The organism is Sphingobium algorifonticola (assembly GCF_004005485.1).
Taxonomy (GTDB): Bacteria; Pseudomonadota; Alphaproteobacteria; order Sphingomonadales; family Sphingomonadaceae; genus Sphingobium; species Sphingobium algorifonticola.
In genome coordinates this window covers 488879-504421 of record NZ_RZUL01000001.1, presented here as the reverse complement: position 1 = coordinate 504421, position 15543 = coordinate 488879, and the positions used below count along the sequence as shown (strand labels likewise).

The window sequence follows — 15543 nt, the reverse complement described above, 5'->3', positions numbered from 1 at the left end:
ATGAAAACTCTGTTCCGTTCGGGCGTCGGCGTATCGCTGGCCCTTTCGATCGCTGTAACGTCCATCGCTGCGACACCTGCCGTCGCGCAGGAGCAGGACCGGATCGAGCGCGCCGTCACCCAGCCGTTGCGCGACACCCGGATCAAGGACGACAAGATTCCCGAAATCCTGCAACTTGCAGCCAGCGCGCCCTACAGCACGCGCGGGGTCAAGACGTGCAAACAGATTCGCGCCGAAGTGGTGAAGCTGGAAACGGCGCTGGGCCGCGACGTCGATTCGGCCAGCAACAAGGATGGCGAGGGCGCGGCGATGGCCGCGACGGCGGCGGGCGAAGTCGTCAAGGCGATCCTGCCGGGCCTTGGCCTCGTGCGCGTCATCACCGGTGCGGACAAGCAGCAGCGCCGCGTGGAAGCCGCCGTCTATGCCGGATCGGTGCGGCGCGGCTTTCTGAAAGGCATGGGCCTCGCCAAGGGGTGCGCCGCCCCCGCCGCACCCACCAAGGCGGCACAGGCCGAAGTGCCCGAACTGCTGCCGGTGAAGAAAGACGACTGATCGTAATACCATTTCAGACGATCCTCCCCTGGCAGGGGAGGTGTCAGCGCGAAGCGATGACGGAGGGGTGTCTCGCTCGCGATAGGTGGACACCCCTCCGTCTGGCTACGCCAGCCACCTCCCCTTCCAGGGGAGGATCAGAATTAGGCATATTCCTTACCCCGTTTGCGCCGCGTCCGGGGGTGGGGTAGGGAACGGCCATGTCCACCACGTTCACGCTCGACACCTCCACCAGCCGTGCCAATCCCACGCCTGCGCCAATGAAGCGGCTGACCGTGCCGGCCATTCAGCAGCGCAAGTCCGGCCGCCGGACGGCAGACCCGCTGGTGATGCTGACGGCCTACACCGCGCGACAGGCGCAACTGCTCGATCCGCATTGCGACATGCTGCTCGTCGGCGATTCGCTGGGGCAGGTGATCTACGGCCTGCCTTCGACGCTGGGCGTCACGCTCGACATGATGATCGCGCACGGCGCGGCGGTGGTGCGCGGCAGCTATCACAGCCTGGTCATCGTCGATATGCCCTTCGGCAGCTATGAGGCTTCACCCGCCGCCGCCTTCGCCAGCGCCAGCCGGGTGCTCGCCGAAACCGGGGCCGCCGCGGTCAAGCTGGAAGGCGGGCAGGCGATGGCGGAGACCATCGCGTTCCTCAGTCAGCGGGGCATTCCGGTAATGGCGCATGTGGGCCTGACGCCGCAGGCCGTGAATGCGCTGGGTGGCTATGGCGCGCGGGGCAGAAGCGATGCGGAGCACGCAAAGATTCTGGCCGATGCCCATGCGATCGCGCAGGCGGGTGCCTTTGCCGTGGTGCTGGAAGGGGTGATGGAGGATCTTGCCGTTGCCGTCACCGACAGCATCGATATTCCCGTCATCGGCATCGGCGCGTCGGCCCATTGCGACGGACAGGTGCTGGTGAGCGAGGATATGCTGGGCATGTTCGACCGGGTGCCCCGGTTCGTCAAACGGTACGAGGCGATCGCCGACACGATAGCAGGCGCGGCGGCGCGCTATGCCGCCGATGTCCGGGCGCGCGCCTTTCCGACCGAGGACCAGGTGTATCGGCCGAAAAAGTAAGTTGCGTACAGGGCCGGGATCGCTAAGGTCCGCGGCCAATTCCCCCCTTTTTTTGCCGTCAAGTCGGCCGTGATTTCGGAGAGTGATGTTGGCCGTTTCGCCACAATCCAATGAAGCCTTTCTTCGCGAAGTGGACGATGCCGTCCGGCAGGACCGGATGGTCGGTTTCTGGACGCGCTATGGCCGCTGGGTGATCGGCGCGATCGTCGCCGGGCTGATCGCGTTGGCGGGATGGCTCTACTGGGATCATCGCAGCACGCAGGCGGCGGGCGCGACGGCGGAAGAACTGGGCAAGCTGCTGGATACGGTGGTCGCCGGTGGCACGCCGAATGCCGCGCAGTTGCAGGCGATCGCGGATGCCGACCAGCCCGGCTATCGGGCGGCGGCGCAACTGACCAAAGCGGCGGTGGCGGCGCAAAAGGGCGACCGCGCCGGGGCGATCGCACTTTACAAGGCGATGGCGGCCGACGGGGCGCTCGATCAGCCCTATCGCGATCTGGCGCTGGTGCGGCAGACCGCGCTGGAGTTTGACGGCCTGAAGCCTGCGGACATCGTTGCCCGGTTGAAACCGCTGGCGGTCGCGGGCGATCCGTGGTTTGGCAGCGCAGGAGAAATGACGGCGATCGCCTATATGAAAATGGGCAAGCCCGATCTGGCGGGGCCGATATTCGCCGCGGTAGCCAAGGACGCTCAGGTGCCCGAAACCATCCGTTCACGCGCGCGACAGATGGCAGGCTTATTGGGGATCGATGCGATCGAAGACAACAAGGATGGCGGCACGGATGCGCAATAGGCTCTTGAAGGGCGGCACGATACTTGCCGCCATCGCCCTGCTGGGCGGCTGCGGTATCGTCGGTGGCAAGAAGGGCGGACCCAAGACGCCCGTGGTCGGCAAGCGGACATCGATCCTGACCAGCGAGCAGGGGGTCGAAGTCGATCCCGCGCTGGCCGATGTGGTGGTGACGCTGCCGGAATCCTATGTGAACACCGAATGGAGCCAGCACGGCGGCGATCCGTCGAAGGCCATGGGCCATGTCGCGCTGGGCGCGCAGCCGCAGCAGGCCTGGACGGCCACCATCGCAGGCAGCACGCCGCGCGCCCGGCTGGCGGCCTCGCCGGTCGTGGCGGGCGGCAAGCTGTTCGTGATCGACGCCGACGCACGCGTGATCGCCATGGATGCGCAGACCGGGGCCCGTCTGTGGGCAACATCTCTGCCTGCCGAAGGCAATGGCCGTTCGCTGTTCGGCGGCGGTGTCAGCGTGGTGGGCGACCGGGTCTATGCGTCGACGGGCGTGGGCGATGTCGCCGCGCTCAATGTCGCCGATGGCGCGATCATCTGGAAAAAGCGTCCCGGCGGTCCGCTGCGCGGCGCACCCACGCTGGCCAACGGTCATGCCTATGTCATGAGCCAGGACAATCAGATTTTCGCCCTGAACCAGAGCGATGGCGAAACCCAGTGGACCGAGTCCGCGACGCTGCAGGTGACGGCGGTGTTCGGCGTCGCGGCCCCGGCGGCGGCGCAGGGTACGGTGATCGCGGGATACAGCTCGGGCGAGCTCAATGCCTATCGCTATGAAAATGGACGAACTTTGTGGGGCGATGCGCTCTCGCGCACCAGCATTTCGACGGCGGTCGCCTCGCTGACCGACATCGATGCCGATCCGGTGATCGACCGGGGCCGCGTGTTTGCGATCGGCGAGGGCGGGCGCATGGCGTCCTACGAGTTGGTGACCGGCCAGCGGCTTTGGGAAATCAATATTGCGGGCATCTCCACGCCCTGGGTCGCTGGCGAATGGCTGTTCGTCGTGACCAGCGATGCCAAGCTGCTGTGCGTGGCGCGGGCGACCGGCAAGATCCGCTGGATCAGCCAGCTTGGCCGCTGGCGCAAGGAAAAGAAGAAGACCGGGGCGATCCGCTGGACCGGGCCGGTGCTTGCGGGCGGGCGCCTGATCCTCGTTTCCACGCAAGGCGACATGGCCTATGTCGATCCGGCGACCGGCACGGTGCAGGCGACCCAGGACATGGACCGTTCCATGTCGCTCTCACCGGTGGTTGCGAACAACATGCTCTATCTGCTGGCGGATGACGGCAGGCTGACGGCATTGCGATAATCGGGGCCAAGGCCCTATAGATATGGCCGCCCGGCCCGCGTCCATCACGGTGGCGCGGACCGGGCGGCATTTGCTTTTCAGATATGTGTTTTTAAGGGATGTGACGTGGCGAAGCTGCCCACCGTAGCCATTGTCGGGCGGCCCAATGTGGGCAAGTCGACGCTGTTCAACCGCTTGGTCGGCAAGCGGCTGGCGCTGGTCGACGATCGCCCCGGCGTGACGCGCGACCGCCGCGAGGGCGACGCCACGCTGGTCGGCATGGATTTCCGCGTGGTCGATACCGCCGGTTACGAGGATGAAGACCCGCACAGCCTGCCCGGCCGGATGCGCCAGCAGACCGAAGCGGCTGTGGCCGAGGCGGACGTGGCCCTGTTCATGTTCGACGCGCGCGAGGGCGTCAATCCGCTGGACGAGGAAATCGGCCGCTGGCTGCGCGGCGGCAATACGCCGGTCGTCCTCGTCGCCAACAAGGCGGAGGGCAAGGCAGGCGACGACGGTGTGCTGGAGAGTTTCGCCCTGGGCTTCGGCGCGCCGGTCGAATTGTCCGCGGAGCACGGACAGGGGCTTGTCGAACTGTTCGAGGCATTGCGCCCGCATCTCGAAAAGGACGAGACCGACACCCCCGACGATCCGCCCGCCTTTTACGAGGACGATGAAAGCGCGCCGCTGAAGCTCGCGATCGTGGGACGACCCAATGCCGGCAAATCGACGCTCATCAATCGCATTCTTGGCGAGGAACGGCTGATTACCGGCCCGGAAGCAGGCATCACCCGCGACAGCATCGCTATCGACTGGACCTGGACCTCGCCCGAAGGCGAGGACAGGATCGTGCGCCTGATCGACACGGCGGGCATGCGCAAGCGAGCGAAGGTGCAGGACAAGCTGGAGAAGCTGGCGGTCGCCGATGGCCTCAACGCCGTCAACTTCGCGGAAGTCGTGGTGCTGCTGCTCGACGCGACCTTGGGGCTGGAGGCGCAGGATCTGCGCATCGCCGACCGCGTGCTGGAAGAGGGCCGGGCGCTGGTGATTGCCATCAACAAATGGGACGTGTCGGAAAACGGTTCGTCGTTGTACCAGGGGATCAAGAAGGCGCTGGACGAAGGGCTGGCGCAGGTGCGCGGCGTGCCGATCATGACGGTGTCGGCCATCACCGGAAAGGGCATCGACGATCTGATCCGCGTCGCCTTCGAAACGCGCACGGCCTGGTCGCAGCGAGTCTCGACCGGGGCGCTCAACCGCTGGTTCGAAACGGCGCTGGAGGCCAATCCGCCGCCCGCACCCGGCGGCAAGCGCATCAAGCTGCGCTACATCACGCAGATCAAGACGCGTCCGCCCAGCTTCGTGCTGTTCGGCACCCGGCTCGACATATTGCCCGAAAGCTATCGCCGCTATCTGGTGAACGGGATCAGGCGGGAACTGGGCTTTGGCGCGGTGCCGGTGCGGCTGACGCTGCGCAGTACCAAAAATCCCTACGACAACTGACGCTGCCGGGTGCCTACCACCGACCAGACGCCTGAAATCGATGCGCGCGGCATGCGTTGCCCATGGCCCGCGCTGCGCGCCGCACGGGCGATGCGGACGCTGGAGTCGGTTGTCGTGCTGGCGGACGATCCCATGGCAGCGGGCGAACTGGCGGCATTGTGCGCGCAGCAGGGATGGGCGTTCCTTGCCCTGGATGACGCGCGCAGCCCCGCATTTCACCTCACGCGGGTAGGCCGATGCGATAGTCCAATCTGAAACAGGTTTGTTTTCCGCGATTTAACCGTCCATTTACCGTTCGCATATTACAGGTGGTGCAAGTGGCTGCATAAGGGGCAGCCCGTCAGGAGCATGCGCCGTGTCATTTCTCGATACCCCGCTTATCGACATGACCGATTTCATCCGGGCGCGGACGGAACTGGGCAGCGGTTTCGTGCGCCTGCTCGGCTATTTTCGCGAGGACGGGACGAAATCCGTCGCGGCGATCGAGGAAGGCATGCGCGCGCGCAATGCCGCCGCGCTGGTGATCCCGGCGCATACGCTGAAAGGCGAATCGCGCCAATTTGGTGCGGAACGGCTGGGGGACATGGCCGAGCAGATCGAAATGGTCGCGCGCCGCTGCGTCGAATATCATGAAAGCCCGGACGAGCTGGTCGAGATCGTGGTCGGCCTGCGCGGCTGTTTCACCGAAACGCTCGCCGCGCTGGAACGGGACAGCAACCCCCTCGTCACGCGCCGCCCCGGCGGCTTCGGGCGGCGGATCGAGCCCGTGCAACGGCTTTCGCGGCTGTAAGACTATCGCTTCCCGGCTTTCACCGGGGCACAGCATCGTCCGCCGCAATCTGTACTGCCGTCAGTCCTCCGCAGGTTCCGACTGGAGCTGGATGTAATTCTGCAGGCCCATGCGCTCGATCATTTCGAACTGGGTTTCCAGCGTGTCGATATGCTCTTCCTCGCTTTCGAGGATATGCTGGAACAGGTCGCGCGTCACATAGTCGCGGATGGATTCGCAATAGGCGATCCCGTCCTTGAGCGGCGGCAGCGCCTCATATTCCAGATCGAGGTCGGATTTCAGGATTTCCTCCACCGTCTCGCCGACCTTCAGGCGGCCGAGCAGCTGGAAATTGGGCAGGCCGTCGAGGAACAGGATGCGCTCCGCCAGCTTGTCGGCATGCTTCATCTCGTCGATCGACTCTTCATATTCAAACTTGGCGAGCTTCTTGACGCCCCAGTGATTGAGGATGCGATAGTGCAGGAAATACTGGTTGATCGCCGTAAGCTCGTTCTTGAGCACTTCGTTCAGATAGTCGATGACCTTCGGGTCGCCCTTCATGGGATATGCTCCAGACTGCGTGTTACGCCACTGTCATAGAGCGGGAGTGCGGCGAAGTCATGTGAAAAACGGCGGAAATCCGCCATTTTTTCAATTGAGAACGTCAGGCAGTAGCGCGCTCGGCAGCGATAATGGTTCGCGCAAACGGCACGCACTGACCGCATTTGGGGCGGCGGCCAAAGCGGGCATAGGCGCTGCATGGCGTGTCGCAGCCTTCGCGTGCGGCCTCCCGCAGGTCCTTTTCGCGAATCGCATTGCAGATACAGACGACCATTGCGCTCTCCTGAAACACAGAAATAGCGTTCTTGCTAATAGGTCGCAATAGTAAACTTCGGCCTAAGTGCGATTCAGTCGCATTGGCTGCAATGATCCGCGCGCGAGCGAACGCCAGACCCATTCCAGCGGGCCATAGCGGAAGCGCATCAGCCAGGGTTCTGACCACAGCAGCATCAGCGCCCACATGACCAGCACGAACAGATAGGCCTGCGCGCGACCGACATGGCCATAAAGACCCAGCCCCCAGCCGTAGAAGACGGCGCACATCACCAGGCTGGTGCCCAGATAGTTGGTGAAGGCCATCCGCCCCGCAGCGGCGATGCGCCGCACGAGCGGATGACGGGGTGCGGCGAGGATCAGCGCCATGAACAGCGCCGCATAGCCGACCGTAAGCGGGATGCGGAACGGAAAGGACCAGGCAAAGGCGGTGCCGAATGCCACCAGCGGATCATAGCCCGATGCGACGACCCAGATCGCCAGCCCAGTTGCGGGCGGCAGACCGACCAGAAAGCAGCGGCGTGCGACGGCGCGATATTGGTCGATCGGCCAGCGCCCGGTGAGGAATCCGCCTTTCAGCATCGCCATGCCGAGCAGCATGAAGCCCAAAGTGTCGAGCAGGAAATAGACCAGCGTCCCGAATTGCCCAGGCAGGGCCGCCAGCGAGGCCGTCACGATCGCCCCGAAACCCGAGCGGTAGAGTGCCACCTCGCGCGCGATCTCGGGATTGCCCGGCGCGCCGAAGCTGTCGACCATTGCCCGATAGCCTTCGATCATGTCCGGCGTGGCGGATGGTAGCGATATGGCGTGGCGATAGGCATAGGCGCTCGCCATCACCCCGCCAACGAACAGGAAATGCAACAGAAAGGCACCAAAGGCCCATTTGAGCAGCGCCGCCGGTTCCTTGCCGACGAACAGCCACGCAATGAGGCTGACCAGCGCATAGGCCATCAATATGTCGCCCCACCACAGCAACACGAAATGCAGCATGCCGAACAGGAACAGCCAGGCCGCCCGGATGATGTGGACACGGCGGCCGTCGCGCCCCGCCAGTTCCGCCCGCTCGATGATGAGCAGCATGGACGCGCCGAACAGCAGGGAGAACAGGCCACGCATCTTGCCGTCGAACAGCACAAAGGCCAGGAACCAGGCACCGATATCGGCTGGCCCGGTGCCTCCCCAGGCCGCCGGATTGATATAGGCGGCTTCCGGCATCGCAAAGCCGATGATGTTGAGCAGCACTATCCCCAGCACGGCAAAGCCGCGCAGTGCGTCGATCGGGAGCAGGCGATCTTCGGTCGGTGTCATGCTGTCCTCATATCGCCTCGCGCAGCCAGCGCCATCCTCTTTCACCGCGCGGGCGGTTCTGTCACAGGCACGCCATGGGACAGACTCGCAAGGATCGGATCGCAGCCGCGTTCGGCGCAGCGGCGGAAGGCTATGAGGCGCATGCACCGGTGCAGCGCTATGCAGCCCGCGCCGTTGCGGACCTGGCCGGATTGGTGCGCCTGCCGGGCGGCGCGCGGATCCTGGAAATCGGCTGCGGCACCGGATTGCTGACGCGCGAAATCGGCCTGCGCTGGCCGGGCGCGACACTGGTCGCCACGGACCTTGCCGCACCGATGGTGGCGCAGGCGGCACGGGGCGGCATGGTCGCGGGCACGTTCATGGTCATGGACGGCGAGCGGCCGGTGTTCGACGAACCGCATTTCGACCTGATCCTCTCCAGCCTCGCCTTTCAGTGGTTCGACGATCTGGCGCAGGCCATCGCGCGGCTCGTCGCGCTGCTGCGGCCCGGCGGACGGCTGATCTTCTCGACCATGGGTGCGGGGAGTTTCGCGGCCTGGCGGGCGGCGCACAATGCCTGCGGCGTGCAAGCGGGTGTTCCCGACTATCCGACGCTGGACGAATTGCGCGCGATGCTCGCAACCTATGCCGACAGCTTTGCCTTCGACGAAACCTATCCGGTGGCCTGGGGCAGCGGCCGGGCGCTGGTGGCGCATCTGAAAGGCATCGGCGCAGTCGTGCCGATACCGGGCCGCGGGCCGCTTTCGCCGCCTGCATTACGGTGCGTCATGAAGGCGTTCGATACGCAGGGCGGCAGCGACGCCTATCATGTGCTGTTCGGTCGGGTGACGCGCCTGTAATCCCCCCGGCGATCATCCTCTTCGGGGAGGGATGTCTTGTTCCCCCGCGAAAGCAGGGAAACACAAGATGCATGTTCGACGCGATTGATCGCCGACACCTTGGCCCGTGACGCCCGCACGGCCCGTATCGCGGGCTTTCCCATGGCAATTAAATAGTATAGGGGACTATGCTATGGGACATCATGTGGCAGACCGGGACAAGTTGCTGGCGCGGGTGCGGCGGATCGCCGGGCAGGTGGCAGCCATCGAGCGGCAGCTTCATGAAGAGGCCGATTGCGCGACCACGCTGCAACTGGTCGCGTCGGTGCGCGGGGCCATCGGCGGACTGATGGAGGAACTGATCGAAAGCCATGTCCGGGAGCATATGGCCCGGCCCGGCCTTACCGATGCGGCGCGGGCGGCGGCCGCCGAAGAATTGCTGGCGATCATCCGCCGATACGGGAAATGACGATGGAACGCGCGCCGGTCGACGAAGGCGAACACAGCCATTATTTCGATCATATCTACCTTGCCGCCGGTCATGATCGTAACGCGCGCAAGACGCTGCTGGTCGTCTGGCTGACGGCCGCGACGATGGTGGTGGAAATTGTCGCGGGCTGGTGGACCGGCTCCATGGCCTTGCTGGCGGACGGCTTTCACATTGCGACGCATGCCGGTGCGCTGGGGGTGGCGGCGCTCGCCTATCGCTATGCCCGTGTTCATGCGCGCGATCCGCGCTTTACCTTCGGCACGGGCAAGGTCGGCGATCTCGCCGGGTTCGCCTCTGCCCTGATGCTGGGCGTCGTGGCGGTCGGCATCGCCCTTGAATCGGCGATGCGGTTGCGCGATCCGGTCACGGTCGATTTCGGCGAAGCCACGCTGGTCGCGATCGTCGGACTGGCGGTCAACATCGTCAGCGCGCTGATGTTGGCGGAGGATCACGGCCATGCTCACGGCCACGCGCATCATCATGATCCGCATGGCCATGACCATGCCGTCGATACGCACGGCCATCGCGACAATAATCTGCGCGCGGCCTATATCCATGTGCTTGCCGATGCGTTGACGTCTGTCCTCGCCATCGCCGCGCTGCTGGCCGGGCGCTATCTCGGCTGGGTCTGGCTCGATCCGGCGATCGGCATCATGGGCGCAGTCGTCATCGCGCGATGGGCCTGGAGCCTGATGGGCGATACCGCCGCGATCCTGCTCGACACGGCAGAACCGCAGCTGATGGCGCGGGTCCGCGCACTGGCGGAAGGGCATGGCGCGACGATCGCGGACCTCCACGTCTGGCGTATCGGCCCGCATGCCCACGCCGCCATCATCAGCCTGGGCACGTCGGCCGATCTTCCGGCCTTGCGCGCCGCCGTCATGGCCGTGCCCGGCATGGCGCATGTCACGGTGGAGTGTGTGGCCGGATAGCCCAATAGCTGGCCCAATGCCGGTTGCTCAAATTGCGTCGTCCCGCTAAACGCGCGCCATGTCCAGCACCACGCCCCAGATCACCCCGGAAATCGTCGCCGAACATGGTTTGAACGAGGAGGAATATGCCCGCGTGCTGAACGCGCTGGGGCGTGAGCCGAACATGACCGAGCTCGGCATATTCTCCGTCATGTGGTCGGAACATTGCAGCTATAAATCAAGCCGCATCCATCTGAAGAAACTGCCGACGAGCGCCCCCTGGGTCATCTGCGGCCCCGGCGAGAATGCGGGCGTGATCGATATCGGCGAAGGGCCGAACGGCACGAAGCTCGCCGCCATCTTCAAAATGGAAAGCCACAATCACCCCAGCTACATCGAACCCTATCAGGGCGCGGCGACCGGCGTGGGCGGCATATTGCGCGACGTGTTCACCATGGGCGCGCGGCCGGTGGCGAACATGAACGCGCTGCGCTTCGGTCGGCCCGATCATCCCCGGATGCGCCACCTGATTTCCGGCGTCGTGCGCGGCATCGGCGGCTATGGCAATTGCGTGGGTGTGCCGACCGTCGGCGGCGAAGTGAACTTCCACCCGGCCTATGACGGCAACATCCTGGTCAACGCGATGACCGTGGGCATCGCGGAGCAGGACAAGATTTTCTATTCGGCGGCGTCGGGCGTCGGCAACCCGATCGTCTATGTCGGATCCAAGACCGGGCGCGACGGCATCCACGGCGCGACCATGGCGAGCGCGGATTTCGGCGAGGACAGCGACGCCAAGCGTCCGACGGTGCAGGTCGGCGATCCCTTCACCGAAAAGCTGCTGATCGAGGCGTGTCTCGAACTCATGGCGTCGGACGCGATCGTCGCCATTCAGGACATGGGCGCGGCGGGTCTGACCTCCTCCTCGGTTGAAATGGCGAGCAAGGGCGGCGTCGGCATCCGGCTCGACATGGACAAGGTGCCGCAGCGCGAAACCGGCATGACGGCCTATGAAATGATGCTGTCCGAATCGCAGGAACGGATGCTCATGGTGCTGAAACCCGGCAAGGAAGCCTTTGCCGAAGCGATTTTCCACAAATGGGAACTGGACTTCGCGGTGATCGGCGAAGTGACCGACACGGGCCGCATGGTGCTGGTGCATCATGGCGAGACAGTGTGCGATATTCCGCTGGCGCCGCTTGCGGACGATGCGCCGCTCTATGACCGGCCGCATGTGCCGACGCCCAAGCCCGCGCCGCTCGGCGACATTCCAGAAAGCACCGACATCGCTGCGGATTTGCTCAAACTGATGGCCAGCCCGGACATCGCCTCGCGCCGCTGGATATGGGAGCAGTACGATCACAAGGTCGGCGCGGATACCGTGCAGGCGCCCGGTGGCGACGCGGCCGTGGTCCGCATCCACGGCACCAGCCGCGCCTTGGCGATGAGCACCGACTGCACCCCGCGCTATTGCTATGCCGACCCCTATGAAGGGGGCAAGCAGGCGATCGCGGAATGCTATCGCAATATCAGCGCGGTCGGCGCGCTGCCGCTGGCGGTGACCAACTGCCTCAATTTCGCCAACCCGCAGCGGCCCGACATCATGGGGCAGATCGTGGGTTGTCTGGAGGGGATTTCCGAGGCTTGCATCGCGCTCGACTTCCCGATCGTGAGCGGCAATGTGTCGCTATATAACGAAAGCAAGGCGACCGGCGGGGGCAGTGCGATATTGCCGACCCCTGCCATCGGCGGTGTGGGCGTGCTGGACGACATTGCGAAGATGGCGACGGTGGCGTTCAAGGCTGAGGGCGAGGTGATCTTCGTGATCGGCGCGAGCAACGGCCATCTGGGCCAGTCGCTCTGGCTGCGCGAAATCCATGGCCGCGAGGACGGCCCGCCGCCGCCCGTCGATCTGGCACAGGAAAAGGCGCATGCCGCGTTCGTCCGCGATCTGGTGGCGCAGGGCAAGGTGAGCGCGGTGCATGATGTGTCCGACGGCGGCCTGCTGGTGGCGATTGCCGAGATGGCGCTGGCGGGCGGCATCGGTGCGACGCTGAAGGACATCGGAGATCATTTGACGGCGTTCGGCGAGGATCAGGCGCGCTATGTCGTGACCAGCGGCGCGGCGGACGTGATCCAGGCGGCGGGCATTGCAGTGACGCGTATCGGCACGACCGGCGGCGATGCGATCGTGCTGAATGGTGGCGCGATATCACTCGCCGACATCCGCACCGCGCACGAAGGCTTTTTCCCGGCACTGATGGACGGGTGACGGTTCACCCATATACTTCGTCGCCCTAAACTTGGTTCAGGGTCCATTAGCTCTGGCCTATGGGCGTCATTGCGACGTCAGAGCTAATGGATGCTGAAACAAGTTCAGCATGACGATTGTGTAGAATGGATTACCGCCAACACCACCCCCTTCCCGCGCCGCGCTCCACCCGCTAGGGCAGAGTGATGTCCGATGCGCCGCCCCCCAACAGCCTGTCCTGCGATCTTGCCATTATCGGGGGAGGGCTTTCCGGCGGGTTGATTGCGCTGGCGGTGCGGGCCAAGCATCCGCAAGCGAGAATCCTGCTGGTCGAGAAGGACCGCAACGTCGGCGGCAATCATGTCTGGTCGTTCTTCGACGGCGATGTGCCGGACGGTGACCGCTGGCTGATCGATCCGATGATCGCGCATCGCTGGGACGGGGGGCATGACGTGCGCTTTCCCCAATATCGGCGGACGCTCTCGACACCGTACAACAGCATCACGTCGGACAGTTTCGACCGGCATCTGCGCGCCGTGCTGGGCGATGCCATCGTGCAGGGCAGCGCCACCGCGCTGTCGCCGACAAGCGTTATGCTGGCCGACGGGCGGGAGATCGCGGCGCAATCGATGATCGACGCGCGCGGCGGCGGCGATCTTTCGGTGCTGAAATGCGGGTGGCAGAAGTTCGTTGGGCAAAGGCTGAACCTTGCCGCACCGCACGGCCTGACCCGGCCGGTCATCATGGACGCCACCGTGCCGCAGATCGACGGATATCGTTTCGTCTATCTGCTGCCGATCGACGCACAGCGGATTTTCGTCGAGGATACCTATTACAGCGACGGCCCCGATCTGCCGGTCGAGACCATCCGCGCCCGGATCGCCGATTATGCCGCGGCGCAGGGATGGACGGTCGAGACAGTCGAGCATGAGGAAACCGGCGTGCTGCCGGTGGTGCATGGCGGGGATTTCGACGCTTATTGGCCGCAGGGGGATGCCGTGGCGCGGGCCGGGGTGCGGGGCGGCATCTTCCACCCCATGACCGGCTATTCCCTGCCCGATGCCGTAGCGTTCGCGCTGCATGTGGCGGACAAATGGCCGATGGGCGGCGCGGCACTCGCAACCGAAAGTCGCAGCTTCGCCAAGGCGCACTGGGCGAGCGCGGGCTATTATCGAATGCTCGGGACGATCCTGTTCTTCGCGGCGGAACCGGCGGCACGTTATCGCATCTTCCAGCGTTTCTATTCGCTTTCGCCCGCGCTGATCGAGCGGTTCTACGCGGGCCGCTCGACACTGTATGACAAGGGGCGCATCTTGTGCGGACGGCCACCCGTCCCCATAACGAGAGCGATAAAGACACTGATGCGCCGGGGATCGTAATGCAGAAAAAAGCTATCGTCGTTGGCGCCGGTTTCGGCGGGCTTGCGCTTGCCATTCGCCTGCAATCGGCGGGAATCCAGACGGTGCTGGTGGAAGGGCGCGATCGGCCCGGCGGCCGCGCTTATTATTGGGAAAAGGACGGCTTTGTCTTCGATGCCGGGCCGACCGTCATCACCGATCCCAACTGTCTTCAGGAATTGTGGCGTTTGTCGGGTCACGACATGGCGCAGGATGTGACCCTGATGCCGGTGATGCCCTTCTATCGCCTCAACTGGCCGGACGGGACCAATTTCGATTATTCCAACGACGAAGTGTCGCTGCGCCGCGAAATCGGCAAGCTCGATCCCGAAGATATTGCAGGCTATGAACGTTTCCTCGAATATAGCGCTGGCGTGTTCCACGAAGGATACGAGAAACTGGGTTCGGTTGCGTTCCTCGATTTCGCCTCGATGATAAAGGCCGCGCCCGCGCTGGCGAAATATCAGGCGTGGCGGTCGGTCTATTCTATGGTCTCCAGCTTCGTGAAGAACGAGAAGCTGCGCGAGGCGCTTTCGTTCCACACCCTGCTGGTCGGCGGCAATCCGATGAACACCAGCGCGATCTATGCCCTCATTCACAAGCTGGAGAAGGACGGCGGCGTCTGGTTCGCCAAAGGCGGCACCAACCGGCTGGTCGCGGGCATGGCGACCCATTTCGAGCGGATCGGCGGCACCATGCGCGTGGGCGATCCGGTGGTCGAGATCGAGACGGTGGGCGACCGGGCGACCGCCGTGCGCACCGCGAGCGGCTGGCGCGGCGAAGCCGATGCCGTGGCGAGCAACGCGGACCTGATGCACAGCTATCGCGATCTTCTGGCCAAGCATCCGCGCGGCAGGAAGCAGGCGCAAAAGCTGACCAGCAAGAAATGGTCGCCGGGGCTGTTCGTTGTCCACTTCGGGATCAAGGGGACATGGCCGGGCATCCCGCATCACATGATCCTGTTCGGCCCGCGCTATGACGGGCTGCTCAAGGACATCTATCAGCATGGCGTGTTGGCGCAGGATTTCTCGCTCTATCTGCACCATCCGACCGTCACCGATCCGTCGATGGCGCCGGAGGGCTGCTCCAGCTTCTACGCGCTCTCGCCGGTGCCGCACATGGGCAAGCTGCCGATCGACTGGGACAAGATGGGGCCGGTCTATGCCGACCGCATCCTGGGCGAAATCGAGAAGCGGCTGATCCCGGATATCCGCGAACGGATCGTGACGCAGTTCCATTATGCGCCCAATGATTTCGGGCGCGATCTGAACGCGCATCTGGGCAGCGCGTTCAGCCTGGAACCGCTTTTGACGCAAAGCGCCTGGTTCCGCGCGCATAATCGCGACGATGTGATCCCCAACCTCTATCTCGTCGGCGCGGGTACGCATCCGGGCGCAGGCATTCCCGGCGTCGTCGGCAGCGCGAAGGCGACGGCGGCGCTGATGGTCGAGGATATGCTATGATGGGGATTGCTGAAAAGCCCCTCCCCTTCAGGGGAGGGGTTGGGGTGGGGCATGTAACGCCGCCAACGCTCGCGATCATAACTT

At 64.5% G+C, this 15543-nt stretch carries 16 protein-coding genes; 13 read left to right on the top strand and 3 right to left on the bottom strand.

Features of this window, described 5'->3' with window-relative positions:
* From ENE74_RS02545 to ENE74_RS02515, 7 genes are all read left to right on the top strand, one after another.
* Positions 1 to 552 (top strand): hypothetical protein, encoded by a 552-nt coding sequence (locus tag ENE74_RS02545; protein ID WP_127689057.1) that lies wholly within the window; start codon positions 1 to 3, stop codon positions 550 to 552.
* A gap of 200 nt (positions 553 to 752) precedes the next feature.
* Positions 753 to 1625, top strand: coding sequence for a 3-methyl-2-oxobutanoate hydroxymethyltransferase (panB, locus tag ENE74_RS02540; protein ID WP_127689056.1), 873 nt, complete (start codon positions 753 to 755; stop codon positions 1623 to 1625).
* A gap of 88 nt (positions 1626 to 1713) precedes the next feature.
* The gene (locus ENE74_RS02535; protein WP_127689532.1) at positions 1714 to 2418 is read left to right on the top strand and encodes a tetratricopeptide repeat protein; all 705 of its coding nucleotides are present in this window, start codon (positions 1714 to 1716) and stop codon (positions 2416 to 2418) included.
* Positions 2408 to 3736 (top strand): outer membrane protein assembly factor BamB family protein, encoded by a 1329-nt coding sequence (locus ENE74_RS02530; protein WP_241241783.1) that lies wholly within the window; start codon positions 2408 to 2410, stop codon positions 3734 to 3736. The genes ENE74_RS02535 and ENE74_RS02530 overlap by 11 nt, the downstream gene beginning before the upstream one ends.
* A 105-nt stretch (positions 3737 to 3841) precedes the next feature.
* Complete coding sequence (der, locus tag ENE74_RS02525) at positions 3842 to 5218, top strand: ribosome biogenesis GTPase Der (RefSeq protein WP_127689054.1); 1377 nt, start codon at positions 3842 to 3844, stop codon at positions 5216 to 5218.
* Between the two features lie 9 nt (positions 5219 to 5227).
* Positions 5228 to 5473, top strand: a complete 246-nt coding sequence (locus ENE74_RS02520) for a sulfurtransferase TusA family protein (protein ID WP_277601346.1) — start codon at positions 5228 to 5230, stop codon at positions 5471 to 5473.
* Positions 5474 to 5603: 130 nt separating this feature from the next.
* Positions 5604 to 6008 (top strand): Hpt domain-containing protein, encoded by a 405-nt coding sequence (locus ENE74_RS02515; protein WP_127689530.1) that lies wholly within the window; start codon positions 5604 to 5606, stop codon positions 6006 to 6008.
* 60 nt (positions 6009 to 6068) lie between these two features.
* On the opposite strand, the gene bfr is transcribed toward ENE74_RS02515, so the two are convergent.
* The 3 genes from bfr to ENE74_RS02500 all read right to left on the bottom strand — a co-directional run bounded on the left by bfr (position 6069) and on the right by ENE74_RS02500 (position 8129).
* Positions 6069 to 6548 (bottom strand): bacterioferritin, encoded by a 480-nt coding sequence (gene bfr / locus ENE74_RS02510; RefSeq protein ID WP_127689053.1) that lies wholly within the window; start codon positions 6546 to 6548, stop codon positions 6069 to 6071.
* A 103-nt stretch (positions 6549 to 6651) separates the two neighbouring features.
* Positions 6652 to 6822, bottom strand: a complete 171-nt coding sequence (locus ENE74_RS02505; protein WP_127689052.1) for a (2Fe-2S)-binding protein — start codon at positions 6820 to 6822, stop codon at positions 6652 to 6654.
* A 62-nt stretch (positions 6823 to 6884) separates the two neighbouring features.
* Positions 6885 to 8129 (bottom strand): DUF418 domain-containing protein, encoded by a 1245-nt coding sequence (locus tag ENE74_RS02500; protein ID WP_127689051.1) that lies wholly within the window; start codon positions 8127 to 8129, stop codon positions 6885 to 6887.
* A gap of 74 nt (positions 8130 to 8203) precedes the next feature.
* Between ENE74_RS02500 and ENE74_RS02495 the strand changes: the two genes are divergently transcribed.
* The 6 genes from ENE74_RS02495 to ENE74_RS02470 all read left to right on the top strand — a co-directional run bounded on the left by ENE74_RS02495 (position 8204) and on the right by ENE74_RS02470 (position 15459).
* A complete protein-coding gene (locus ENE74_RS02495) occupies positions 8204 to 8968 on the top strand; it encodes a methyltransferase domain-containing protein (protein WP_127689050.1) in 765 nt (254 codons plus the stop codon).
* A 172-nt stretch (positions 8969 to 9140) separates the two neighbouring features.
* A complete protein-coding gene (locus ENE74_RS02490) occupies positions 9141 to 9416 on the top strand; it encodes a metal/formaldehyde-sensitive transcriptional repressor (RefSeq protein ID WP_127689049.1) in 276 nt (91 codons plus the stop codon).
* A gap of 2 nt (positions 9417 to 9418) precedes the next feature.
* Positions 9419 to 10369 carry a CDF family Co(II)/Ni(II) efflux transporter DmeF gene (dmeF, locus tag ENE74_RS02485; protein WP_338142972.1) on the top strand — a complete coding sequence of 317 codons (951 nt, stop codon included), beginning with the start codon at positions 9419 to 9421 and terminating at the stop codon, positions 10367 to 10369.
* A gap of 58 nt (positions 10370 to 10427) precedes the next feature.
* Positions 10428 to 12620 carry a phosphoribosylformylglycinamidine synthase subunit PurL gene (gene purL, locus ENE74_RS02480; RefSeq protein ID WP_127689047.1) on the top strand — a complete coding sequence of 731 codons (2193 nt, stop codon included), beginning with the start codon at positions 10428 to 10430 and terminating at the stop codon, positions 12618 to 12620.
* A 185-nt stretch (positions 12621 to 12805) separates the two neighbouring features.
* Positions 12806 to 13978 (top strand): lycopene beta-cyclase CrtY, encoded by a 1173-nt coding sequence (gene crtY / locus ENE74_RS02475; RefSeq protein WP_127689046.1) that lies wholly within the window; start codon positions 12806 to 12808, stop codon positions 13976 to 13978.
* Complete coding sequence (locus ENE74_RS02470; RefSeq protein WP_127689045.1) at positions 13978 to 15459, top strand: phytoene desaturase; 1482 nt, start codon at positions 13978 to 13980, stop codon at positions 15457 to 15459. Before crtY ends, ENE74_RS02470 begins: the two co-directional genes overlap by 1 nt.
* Positions 15460 to 15543: the final 84 nt, after the last annotated feature.

Excerpts from the sequence above, each read along its gene's own strand:
- ENE74_RS02530 (WP_241241783.1), top strand. The coding sequence starts at position 2,408 with ATGCGCAATAGGCTCTTGAAGGGCGGCACGATACTTGCCGCCATCGCC.
- ENE74_RS02505 (WP_127689052.1), bottom strand. The coding sequence starts at position 6,822 with ATGGTCGTCTGTATCTGCAATGCGATTCGCGAAAAGGACCTGCGGGAG.
- ENE74_RS02545 (WP_127689057.1), top strand. The coding sequence starts at position 1 with ATGAAAACTCTGTTCCGTTCGGGCGTCGGCGTATCGCTGGCCCTTTCG.
- ENE74_RS02515 (WP_127689530.1), top strand. The coding sequence starts at position 5,604 with ATGACCGATTTCATCCGGGCGCGGACGGAACTGGGCAGCGGTTTCGTG.
- panB (WP_127689056.1), top strand. The coding sequence starts at position 753 with ATGTCCACCACGTTCACGCTCGACACCTCCACCAGCCGTGCCAATCCC.
- ENE74_RS02495 (WP_127689050.1), top strand. The coding sequence starts at position 8,204 with ATGGGACAGACTCGCAAGGATCGGATCGCAGCCGCGTTCGGCGCAGCG.
- ENE74_RS02490 (WP_127689049.1), top strand. The coding sequence starts at position 9,141 with ATGGGACATCATGTGGCAGACCGGGACAAGTTGCTGGCGCGGGTGCGG.
- bfr (WP_127689053.1), bottom strand. The coding sequence starts at position 6,548 with ATGAAGGGCGACCCGAAGGTCATCGACTATCTGAACGAAGTGCTCAAG.
- ENE74_RS02500 (WP_127689051.1), bottom strand. The coding sequence starts at position 8,129 with ATGACACCGACCGAAGATCGCCTGCTCCCGATCGACGCACTGCGCGGC.
- dmeF (WP_338142972.1), top strand. The coding sequence starts at position 9,419 with ATGGAACGCGCGCCGGTCGACGAAGGCGAACACAGCCATTATTTCGAT.
- ENE74_RS02470 (WP_127689045.1), top strand. The coding sequence starts at position 13,978 with ATGCAGAAAAAAGCTATCGTCGTTGGCGCCGGTTTCGGCGGGCTTGCG.
- purL (WP_127689047.1), top strand. The coding sequence starts at position 10,428 with ATGTCCAGCACCACGCCCCAGATCACCCCGGAAATCGTCGCCGAACAT.
- crtY (WP_127689046.1), top strand. The coding sequence starts at position 12,806 with ATGTCCGATGCGCCGCCCCCCAACAGCCTGTCCTGCGATCTTGCCATT.